The following is a 9,652-nucleotide window of genomic DNA, read 5'->3' on the forward strand; positions in this document are numbered from 1 at the left end:
GATCGTTTCAATCCCGACAAAAATGGTGAACGCGCCGGTTACCATAAACGGATTGGTAACGGTGCCTCCGTAGTTTGGCAAAAAATGAGGCCGGACCTTTGCCGCCTCGACCGCAACAAAAATCCAAAGGAACAAACAGTGCGTAAGGCGTTGTCGGGTATTTTTTCCAAATCAGCATGGTCATTCAGGACCTTGGCGACGGCTGCAATGGCTGCCACCTTCGTCCTGACGGCAGCGAATGTCTCGTACGCGGCCCGCGACGCCGCCATCGTGGTCGATGCCAATACCGGCAAGACGCTTTACGCCTCGAACGCGAACGCCCGCCGCTACCCGGCATCACTGACCAAGATGATGACGCTCTATCTGACCTTCGAGGCACTGGCGAAGGGCAAGATCACCAAATCGACGCAGGTTCCCTTTTCGGCCAACGCTTCGGCTGAACCACCGACAAAGCTCGGCGTTCGCAAGGGCAGTTCCGTTTCCGTCGAAACGGCAATCCTGTCGATGGTGACCAAGTCCGCCAACGATTCCTCGACCGCAATGGCCGAAATGCTGGGTGGCAGCGAAGCCAATTTCGCACAAATGATGACGGCAAAGGCGCGGGCGCTCGGCATGAACGGCACGGTGTTCCGCAACGCCCATGGCTTGCCGAATCCGGGACAGTTCACGACCGCGCGCGACATGGCCACCCTCGGCATCGCGCTCAGGGAACACTATCCGCAATATTACGACTATTTCTCGCAGCGTTCGTTCATGTACGGGCGCCAGCGCATCAACGGTCACAACCGCCTGCTCGGCCGCATCAAGGGCGTCGACGGCATCAAGACCGGCTACACGCGCGCATCCGGATTCAATCTCGTCTCTTCGGTTGCGGTCGATGGCCGTCGCCTGGTCGCGGTGGTCATGGGTGGAACGTCGGGCGCCAGCCGCGACAACCAGATGGCAAAGCTGATCAACGCGTATCTGCCCAAGGCCTCGAAGCGTGGCGGCGGCGACCTCATTGCCAAGATCGACGACAATTCACCCGTGCGGGCTCTTGCCAAGGTCATACTGCCCAAGCGCGACGCACCGACGCCGGACAGCCGTCCGGATGCCGGCGAAGTCGTCGTCGCAAGCGCCGCCCCGGCACTGGTTGCAGCGCCGGAGCCAAAGAAGGCGGTGGCCGCTGCGGCATCCGAGCCTGCCGACATCCCGTTCGCCCAGGCCTATGTGGAACCCGAGACTGCCCATGCTGTCGACCCGGTGAAAACCGCCTCCCTGCCCTCCGGCTGGGTCGTGCAGGTGGCCTCGTCGCCCAGCAAGTCGGATGCGGAAGCTGTTCTCGACAAGACCACCAGGCAGGCCCGCACCGTTCTTGCCGACGCCTCGGGCTTCACCATGCCGTTCAGCAAGGGCGGCGTAACCTATTTCCGTGCCCGTTTCAGCGGTTTCGACAACCAGACGGCAGCACTGAAAGCTTGCAACGCCCTCAAGAAAAAGCGGATCGAGTGCTTCGCCATCGAGCAATAGGCGACGCGTGGACCATCTCCCGGACAAGTTTCGGATCGAAGGAGAGTCAGTCGTGATTGGAGAGCAGGACGTCCTTGGCTTCGTTAAGCCTCGCCGCCAGGACAGACGTGCCGTCACCGACATCGGAGCCCAGGCTCTGCATCAGGCGGCGGTGCGCCTCAAGGATATCCGTCGCGGCGGCACCCGCTTCAAGACCAAGGATCTCGTAGGCCTCCTCCTTAGTCATGGAGCCCGGACCTGGCGCAACACGCAACCTTTTGCGACGGTTCGGCTGCGCGTCTTCGCGCCAGACGGGAAACCGGCCATCAAGATACATTTCCAGTAGCTTCTGGCTGTCGGGATCGGCAACCAGTTCGCGATGCAGTTGCCGAAGTTCCTTCAAATCCATCGACCCCAGTATTCTGCCTTCCTGCCGGCCGGCCAGCACCAGCCCTTCAACCTTGCCCGTTTTGGGCTCGGTTTCCATTTCAAGGGCGGCGGTCCGCACAAGTGCCTTGCTCGCCGGCTTTGCCACACGCTTTCGTCCGGCCAGACTGTACCAGCCGATGGCAGCAACAAGGATCAATCCGCCAAAAAGCGGCCGCCCTGTGAATAGCAGCGCCGTACCTGCCAGGCCCGCAATGAACGGGCCGGTCAATTTGAAACTGCGGGCCAACTGCTGTGGATCGGCTCGCAGGAAGCCGCCCAATGCAACGAGCGCGACCAGCGCCAAAGCCAGAATTGCAGCCAGTAAACCCATATCGTCCAATCACCCTGAATACCGCGTATGACCACACGCAGTGGCGCGCGCTGCTGTCAGAACTGCGATATTATGCCTGTTTCGGGTGAAACTACAGGAGGCCGAGTTCCGCCAGTTCCTGTCTCAGTTTCGGCGGCATTTCGGCCAGGCCCGCCCTGCCCTTGCCGAGATCGGTCGGCGCATCGGATTGCTTCAGGTAGCGCCAGCCCTGGAAAGCCCGGCGCGGCTGCCATTCGGTGCGCACGACTTCCGGATCAAGCATCAACTGGCAGCGGCCGATTCCCTCGCCGTCGGTGAAGGGCCTGATCTCGGTAATGAGCTGGCGGCACTGCACATTGCCCTTGATGACCCAGTAGAGAGAGCCGCCGTCGGTAACTTCCGCGCCACGTGACGGCATCATGCGGGTGGTGTGCCAATGCTCGACGGGCTGCTTGTTGCGGCGGCGCTCATCGAGGCACGAGGCAACCCATTCCTCAAGATCCTCGACGCTGTCGCAGCCGACGCACAATTTCAGGATGTTCAAGGCCATGGCAGAAATCTAGTCCCTGAAAACCTGGCATTCAACGACAAGCACGGTCCGCGACACCTCTATGCACAGGCTGCGTCAGCATTCGACGACATTGACGGCCAGTCCGCCGAGACTTGTCTCCTTGTAGCGCTCGTTCATGTCGAGGCCGGTCTGGCGCATGGTTTCAATCGCCGCATCCAGAGGCACGAAGTGCTTGCCGTCGCCCTTGATGGCCAGGGACGCCGCCGTCACCGCCTTGACCGCGCCCAGTGCGTTGCGCTCGATGCAGGGCACCTGAACAAGTCCCCCGACAGGATCGCAGGTCATGCCCAGATGATGCTCCAATGCGATTTCGGCGGCATTTTCGACCTGCTCGGGCGTACCGCCCATGACGGCGCACAAGCCTGCCGCCGCCATAGCCGACGCCGAGCCGACCTCGCCCTGGCAACCCACTTCCGCACCGGAGATCGAAGCATTGCTCTTGATGATGCCGCCTATCGCGGCTGCCGTCAGGAGAAAGTCGCGAATGCTCGGCTGATCGGCCTCGGGATGGAAGTGCAGCCAGTAGCGCAGTACAGCGGGCAACGTGCCTGCCGCACCATTGGTCGGCGCCGTGACCACGCGTCCTCCGGCGGCATTCTCCTCGTTCACCGCCATCGCATAGATCGACAGCCAGTCATTGGCGAGCAGCGGGTTGGGCCGGTTCTGGCTCCACTGTTCCTTCAACTTGTCATGCAATTGGCGCGCCCGGCGACGAACCTTCAAGCCGCCCGGCATGATGCCGTCCTGCGACAACCCACGATCGATGCAGCCGCTCATCGCGGCCCAGACGTCATCGAGACCGGCATCGAGTTTTTCCCGGCTCATCTGTGTTTCTTCGTTGGCTCGCTTCATCTCGGCGATGGCGAGCCCGCTCTTTGCCGCCATCGCCAGCATTTCGGCGGCGTTCTTGAAGGGATAAGGCACCTTCCTGGCTTCTGTGGTCGCCGAACCGCGCGCCTTCATGCGCTGCAATTCCTCATCCGAGACGACGAACCCGCCGCCGATCGAATAGTAGATGCGCTTGAGCAGCAGCCGGCCGCCTGCATCATAGGCGTAGAACGTCATGCCGTTGGCATGCCCGGTGAGCGGCGTCTTCTTGTCGAGCACGAGATCCGTCGCCGGGTCGAACCGATAAGAGGGATGTCCGGGCGGCGACACGCGTTTCTTCGCGGCGATTTCGGCGATTATGCCTTCGACCTGATCCGGGTCGACGGTGGTCGGCACCAGGCCTGTCAGCCCCAGGATCACCGCCCTGTCGCTACCATGGCCGAGGCCGGTATAGGCCAGCGATCCGTGCAGGCTGGCACCGACGCCAGCGACTTCGGTTGCAACGGGGCGAGGCCAGTCGCCCGACAGGATTTCCGCAAGAAAGCGGGCAGCCGCCGTCATCGGCCCCATGGTGTGGGAACTCGAAGGTCCGATACCAATCTTGAACAGGTCGAAAACCGAAAGGAACAAGGCGCCTAAATCTCCCCAAGCCCGAGCAACCGCGCGTCAGGCACGTACATCACGTCTGGCACGTACATATAGACTCCAGATTTGTTTTTCCGCTCTTTTCGGTTCGGCCACGCTGTTTATGCCGACCTTGGCTGCTCACGGCGCGACATCGGAGCCTGCCCGGCGTTTGCCTTCAACGGAAATTCAAAATGCCGGCCTCCAGTGACAAAGGATTAACCAATCTTGTTCATGGTTCGACGAGGTTCTTCCTCAGTTTTCCGCTGCCGGGTGTCATCGATGAAAAGCGTGATCGTGTCTTTCGTTTTGCCTCTGGCAATGGCTGCAACTGCAAGCACAATGCTTCCCACAGCCGGATCGGCGGCCGAACGCGACAAAGGTTTCTTCCAATCCGTGGAAGGCCAATGGGTCGGCCCCGGCGAAATCGTCGCGGGCAAGTACAAGGGCACCAAGTTCACCTGCAATTTTACCGGCTCGTCTCCGGCCGTGAAAGTCGGGATGACGCTCGACGGCACCTGCCGCGTCGGCGTATTCACGCAGAAGATGTCGGCCACTGTCGAGCAGAAGGGCCGCAACGGCTACAAGGGAACCTTCATGGGCGGTTCGGCCGGCGCCGGACTGGACATCGTCTCCGGCAGTGTCGTGGACGCCCGCAAGGTCGTCTTCAACATCAACCGCAATCAATTGAACGGGCTGATGCAGGCCCGCATCCCCGACGACAATTCGATGGTCGTCACCGTCTCGGTACGCGTCGACAAGCAGGTCGTGCCGGTCATCGGCATGAACCTCAAGCGCGTCGACGCGGTTTCAGTCGGTTCGATCGCCAAGAACTGACAGGGCCGCAGCCGCGTTCAAGCGGCACTCGCCCCCGATTCCTTGTCGAGCACCATGTAGTCCAGCGGCAGTTCGGACGTATTCTTGATCTGCTCCATGGCGAAGGAAGACGATACGTCGCGAATCTCGATCTTGGCGATGAGCCGCTTGTAGAAGGCGTCGTAGGCTGCGATGTCGGGAACGACGACCCGCAACAGGTAGTCGACATCGCCGCTCATGCGGTAGAATTCGACCACCTCGGGAAATTCCTGGATCACCTCGGAAAAGCGGCGCAGCCATTCATGGCTGTGCGAATTCGTGCGGATCGAGACGAACACGTTGACGCGGACGTTGATTTTCTCGGGATTAAGCAGCGCCACGCGCCGCTTGATGACGCCCTCCTCCTCGAGTTTCTGGATGCGCCGCCAGCAGGGCGTGGTCGAAAGGCCAACCTTCTTGGCGACGTCGGCAACTGCCAGTGTTGCGTCTTCTTGCAAGAGGCGGAGAATTTTTCGGTCGAGGCGGTCCATAGGATCTCCTGGAGAAAAGATGACCTATAATCCTCTTAATTCGGCACACTCACAAGAAAAAAATTCCGCCAAAAGCAGAGTTTGCGAGTGATAATTTGCCTGGATATCACGCGATCCGACCGCGGATTTCCGTTCTCAGAAAAGGCAGCAATTCCATTTCGAACCACAGGTTGCGCTTCAGCCAGCCGGTATTGCGCCATGACGGATGCGGCAGGGGCAGGACTTTGGTCGTTGTCGGTGCCTGCCAGATGGCGCGCCAGTTCATCACCGTCTCGGTCAGCGAGGCGTGGCGCGTCGAACCCATATGCCAGGACTGGGCGTAGATGCCGATAGTCAGCACGAGGTCTATCTGAGGCATCAGCGCCATCAGCGGCGCGCGCCAGGCCGGTGCGCACTCCCGGCGCGGCGGCAGGTCGCCGCCCTTGGCGTCTTGTCCCGGAAAGCAGAAGCCCATCGGCACGATCGCGAATTTTTCGGGATCGTAGAATTCCTCATCGGTGACGCCCAGCCAGTTGCGCAGCCGGTCGCCGGACGCATCGGTGAAGGGCACGCCGCTCAAATGGACCTTGGTTCCAGGCGCCTGGCTGGCGATGAGAATACGGGCGTTGGACGACGGCACCACGACGGGTCGCGGTTCATGCGGCAACGGCCGTCCGAGCGGGCGCTCGACACAGATACGGCATGCGCGGACTTCTGCCGCCAGCTTCGAAAGTTCAGGGCTCATGACGAAGGCCCTGCATGGCGATAGCGCATCACGCGGCAGCGCTCGGCCGGCTGGACACGGCCTTGTACCAGCGCAGAACGTTGGCGCAGTCTTCGGGCACGTGGATACGCGCCGGTTTCATGAAATCGACCGCGATCAGGCCGGTGATATCCGCAATCGAATAGGCATCGCCGGCGATGAATTCGCGCGCGGCCAGTTCACCATCGAGGAAGCGCAGGAATTCGATGGCCTTCGGCTTGTTGGCCTCGCCCCATTCCGGAATCTGCGGCACTTCCCATTCCTTCATGGCGGGATGGATATGGCGGAAGGCGCTGGCGACGCTGGTCATGAAGTTCAGTTCCATGCGGCGTTGCCACATCTCTACGACGGCCTTGCCCAGCGCCCCCTGCCCGAACAAGGCCGGCTCGGGATGCAGTTCCTCGAAATAGCGGCAAATAGCGACCGATTCAGTGAGGATCGTGCCATCGTCGAGTTCGAGCACGGGCAGGCGCTGCAACGGGTTGCGCGAACTTACCGCCGCGCCGCGATGTTCCATCGCCCCCATGTCGACCGGCACCAAGGGCACTTCGATGCCTTTCTCGGCAAGGAACACCCGCACGCGGCGCGGGTTCGGTGCCCGTCCGCCGTCGAAAAGCTTCATTCAAATCTCCCCGGAAACGCATTTCGCCCTGAATATAGGCCCCTCTCACATGCTGTTAAATACGCCTCATGGAGCATTTCCAGCAAAAGTGCGAAGCGGTTTTGCGTCCGGAAATGCGGCTTTAACGCCAGAGCCGTTCCAGCCAATCTCCAAATGCGGCCACGAGGTCATGCTTCGGCTCGACACGCCCGTTCTCTGCAGCGCGCCAATCCTGCGGCCAGTCGAATGTTCCGGCCCAGATGCCGGCCCTGGCGGCGCGGGCGCTTGGTTCCTCGCGCTCGAAATCGCCGTATGCGACGGCCCATCCGGCAGCGACCTGCGCGCTGTTGAGATCGGTGCCGCCCGCCGCGCAGTCGCCAAGCAATCGGCCGTAGCGGTCGTTGCGCCAGCCGCTGCAGGTCACTGTCCGCCCGAGAGTAAGCCTGGCCAAGGCTTCGCGCGCGGCGCGGCCACAGGCATAGTCAGCGCCATTTCGACTGCACATTTGCCGGTATTCCGGGGCGTCGATGCCGCGCAGCCGGATGCGTTGGCCGCCAAGCTCGATGGAATCGCCGTCGATGATGACAGCCCTACCCTCTGCGGTGCGCGTATCCATCTCATTCAACTTCGCGGTGAGGAAAATCAGCGCGCCGAGCAGCAGGATCGTCACGCCGTAGTCAAGAAGCCTGCGCGGCAGACTGCGCTTTTGCTGCGAAAAATAGCGGTGCCGGGGCCTTCGCGACCAGTCACGGCTCATATGGCAAACAAAGTCTTAAGCATTCGATTGTAGCGTTGGCAATTGAACAGGCTACCCGCATAAGCTGAAGTTTTTAATGCCCTTGCAACGCTCAAACACGGCGGACAAGTTCATTGTGGATCGTCGCCGACCGCATCGCAACAGCGATGTGGCGCGCGCGGTGCGCAAGACGCGTGACCGGCTGGCGCAGCAATCCGGCAGTCCCGACTTCGACCGCGAGATGCTGAAGCTGCATGCCCATGCCATGGTGGGCAGCGTAACCGTCATTCCGCTGCTGGTTGCGGCCATTGCCGCGGCTGGAATGCTGGCCGGGATGGGCAGCCAGATGTTGATCTGGGCAGCACTTACCGTGCTTTTCAACGCCGGCCTGGCATTCATTGCAAGGCGTACCGACAAAACCGAAGCGGCCGAGATCAAGCCGGCGCAGACACAACGCTATTTCCTCATCGCGCACCTTCTGAGCGGCCTTGGCTGGGCCTATTTCGCTTCGCTCAGTTGTGGAGCCTGCGGCATCGACCAGTTCCAGGTCATCAAGGCGGTGGTGCTGTTGCTTGCCATGGCCGCGACCGCCATCATGACCTCTTCGCTCAGCGGCGCGCTGGTTGCGACTTTTGCCGTGCCGATCGTTGCCTACGCCTATGTCAGCGCCAAGCCGATGATGCCGATCGAGATGGTCATGCTGGCGCTGCTGGCGGTGGCACTGCCGTTTTTCTCCTATGTGGCGCGCCACCTCAACCGCTCCTCGGTCATGCTGATGTCGTTCCGCTCGGAAAAGGATTCGCTGATCGCCGAACTGGAGACAGCCAATGCGATGTCCGACGAGGCCCGGCGCCGCGCAGAGGAAGCGAACCTGGCCAAATCGCGCTTCCTGGCCTCGATGAGCCATGAATTGCGCACGCCTCTCAACGCCATCCTCGGCTTCTCCGAAGTCATGGCCAACGAGGTGCTGGGGCCGATGGGCAATCCGACCTACCGGGACTATGCAGGCGACGTGCATGATTCGGGCCAGCACCTGCTCAACCTGATCAATGAAATCCTCGACCTGTCGCGCATCGAGGCCGGCCGTTACCAGCTCAACGAGGAGCCGATGAGCCTGCTGGCGCTGGCCGAAGACAGTTGCCACATGATGGAACTCAGGGCCCGCAACAAGGACATCAGGATCATCCAGGAGTTCGAGCCGACGCTGCCGCGCCTGTTTGCCGACGAACGCGCGGTGCGCCAGATCCTGCTCAACCTCTTGTCGAACGCCATCAAGTTCACGCCCTCGGACGGAGAGGTGCGCGTGCGCGTCGGCTGGACGGCGGGCGGCGGCCAGTACATTTCCGTCAAGGACAATGGGCCGGGCATCCCGGCGGAAGAGATTCCGGTCGTGCTGTCGGCTTTCGGCCAGGGGTCGATCGCCATCAAGAGCGCCGAGCAAGGTACCGGGCTCGGCCTGCCTATCGTGCAGGGGCTGATTGCCATGCATGGAGGCGATTTGCAGCTTCACTCCAAGTTGCGCGAGGGCACGGAGGCGATCGTCATTTTCCCGCCCACACGCGTGATGGAAGAATTGCCGGCCTTGCCGACGAGAGAAGTTGCCAACGCCAGACGGCGCTGATCCGCCTCCTTCGCGGCTTCATGCCGGAAGCTGAACTCCAACGCCCCCACTTCGTCATCCCGGAATTCTCTTCGAGCGGAGCGGGAAAGGAATGTCCGGGATCCTTGCCGTGACGGTGCGGCAGCCTGTCAACGGTCCGGAATGGGGATCGAACAGCCCACCTGCCGCCCATCTCGCCCGCCAACCCGTTGATCCTGCTCACTTCGAGCAAAAACCTGTCACCGCCCTTATCCACTCTCTTTGTACCTCTCCCATAATCCGTGCCATCGCTTCTGCGGGAAACTCGGTGCGCACCGGGTATCGAGGGGAAGCGTCGGTGCCGGATTGGTCGCATGACGGTGTGCGGCTGGGTGATG

11 protein-coding genes are annotated in these 9,652 nt (G+C 61.5%); 4 read left to right on the forward strand and 7 right to left on the reverse strand.

All coding sequences use genetic code 11. From position 1 onward, the window contains the following. Window positions 1-138: 138 nt before the first annotated feature. Window positions 139-1,509, forward strand: coding sequence for a D-alanyl-D-alanine carboxypeptidase (locus tag ASD64_RS04150; protein WP_056101555.1), 1,371 nt, complete (start codon window positions 139-141; stop codon window positions 1,507-1,509). Window positions 1,510-1,555: 46 nt separating this feature from the next. Here ASD64_RS04150 and ASD64_RS04155 read toward each other — a convergent pair whose 3' ends face one another. From ASD64_RS04155 to ASD64_RS04165, 3 genes are all read right to left on the reverse strand, one after another. After that, the gene (locus ASD64_RS04155; RefSeq protein ID WP_056101107.1) at window positions 1,556-2,248 is read right to left on the reverse strand and encodes a hypothetical protein; all 693 of its coding nucleotides are present in this window, start codon (window positions 2,246-2,248) and stop codon (window positions 1,556-1,558) included. A 91-nt stretch (window positions 2,249-2,339) separates the two neighbouring features. Continuing rightward, window positions 2,340-2,777 (reverse strand): DUF1489 family protein, encoded by a 438-nt coding sequence (locus ASD64_RS04160; RefSeq protein ID WP_056101110.1) that lies wholly within the window; start codon window positions 2,775-2,777, stop codon window positions 2,340-2,342. 75 nt (window positions 2,778-2,852) lie between these two features. Beyond that, entirely contained in the window at window positions 2,853-4,256 is a 1,404-nt protein-coding gene (locus tag ASD64_RS04165; protein ID WP_056101112.1) for an L-serine ammonia-lyase, read from the reverse strand. A gap of 276 nt (window positions 4,257-4,532) precedes the next feature. Between ASD64_RS04165 and ASD64_RS04170 the strand changes: the two genes are divergently transcribed. After that, on the forward strand, window positions 4,533-5,087 hold the full coding sequence (locus ASD64_RS04170; protein WP_056101115.1) for a hypothetical protein: 555 nt from the start codon (window positions 4,533-4,535) through the stop codon (window positions 5,085-5,087). Between the two features lie 17 nt (window positions 5,088-5,104). Here ASD64_RS04170 and ASD64_RS04175 read toward each other — a convergent pair whose 3' ends face one another. The 4 genes from ASD64_RS04175 to ASD64_RS04190 form a co-directional block, all read right to left on the reverse strand. Continuing rightward, window positions 5,105-5,596 carry an Lrp/AsnC family transcriptional regulator gene (locus tag ASD64_RS04175; protein ID WP_056101119.1) on the reverse strand — a complete coding sequence of 164 codons (492 nt, stop codon included), beginning with the start codon at window positions 5,594-5,596 and terminating at the stop codon, window positions 5,105-5,107. A gap of 106 nt (window positions 5,597-5,702) precedes the next feature. Then, window positions 5,703-6,320, reverse strand: a complete 618-nt coding sequence (locus ASD64_RS04180) for a uracil-DNA glycosylase family protein (RefSeq protein WP_056101122.1) — start codon at window positions 6,318-6,320, stop codon at window positions 5,703-5,705. Window positions 6,321-6,348: 28 nt separating this feature from the next. Then, window positions 6,349-6,960, reverse strand: a complete 612-nt coding sequence (locus ASD64_RS04185; RefSeq protein WP_056101123.1) for a glutathione S-transferase — start codon at window positions 6,958-6,960, stop codon at window positions 6,349-6,351. 121 nt (window positions 6,961-7,081) lie between these two features. Then, on the reverse strand, window positions 7,082-7,609 hold the full coding sequence (locus ASD64_RS04190) for a thermonuclease family protein (RefSeq protein WP_244480704.1): 528 nt from the start codon (window positions 7,607-7,609) through the stop codon (window positions 7,082-7,084). Window positions 7,610-7,772: 163 nt separating this feature from the next. Between ASD64_RS04190 and ASD64_RS04195 the strand changes: the two genes are divergently transcribed. Next, window positions 7,773-9,296, forward strand: coding sequence for a sensor histidine kinase (locus ASD64_RS04195; RefSeq protein WP_056101129.1), 1,524 nt, complete (start codon window positions 7,773-7,775; stop codon window positions 9,294-9,296). 91 nt (window positions 9,297-9,387) lie between these two features. Beyond that, on the forward strand, window positions 9,388-9,652 hold a 265-nt coding region (locus tag ASD64_RS21460), incomplete at its 3' end, for a hypothetical protein (protein ID WP_210171807.1).

Origin of the sequence: Mesorhizobium sp. Root157, from assembly GCF_001427385.1 — a bacterium.
Classification (GTDB): domain Bacteria; phylum Pseudomonadota; class Alphaproteobacteria; order Rhizobiales; family Rhizobiaceae; genus Mesorhizobium.

What these genes read in the sequence shown, in the direction of transcription:
- ASD64_RS04185 (WP_056101123.1), bottom strand. Translation starts at nt 6,960, where the DNA reads ATGAAGCTTTTCGACGGCGGACGGGCACCGAACCCGCGCCGCGTGCGG.
- ASD64_RS04175 (WP_056101119.1), bottom strand. Translation starts at nt 5,596, where the DNA reads ATGGACCGCCTCGACCGAAAAATTCTCCGCCTCTTGCAAGAAGACGCA.
- ASD64_RS04155 (WP_056101107.1), bottom strand. Translation starts at nt 2,248, where the DNA reads ATGGGTTTACTGGCTGCAATTCTGGCTTTGGCGCTGGTCGCGCTCGTT.
- ASD64_RS04195 (WP_056101129.1), top strand. Translation starts at nt 7,773, where the DNA reads ATGCCCTTGCAACGCTCAAACACGGCGGACAAGTTCATTGTGGATCGT.
- ASD64_RS04160 (WP_056101110.1), bottom strand. Translation starts at nt 2,777, where the DNA reads ATGGCCTTGAACATCCTGAAATTGTGCGTCGGCTGCGACAGCGTCGAG.
- ASD64_RS04180 (WP_056101122.1), bottom strand. Translation starts at nt 6,320, where the DNA reads ATGAGCCCTGAACTTTCGAAGCTGGCGGCAGAAGTCCGCGCATGCCGT.
- ASD64_RS04170 (WP_056101115.1), top strand. Translation starts at nt 4,533, where the DNA reads ATGAAAAGCGTGATCGTGTCTTTCGTTTTGCCTCTGGCAATGGCTGCA.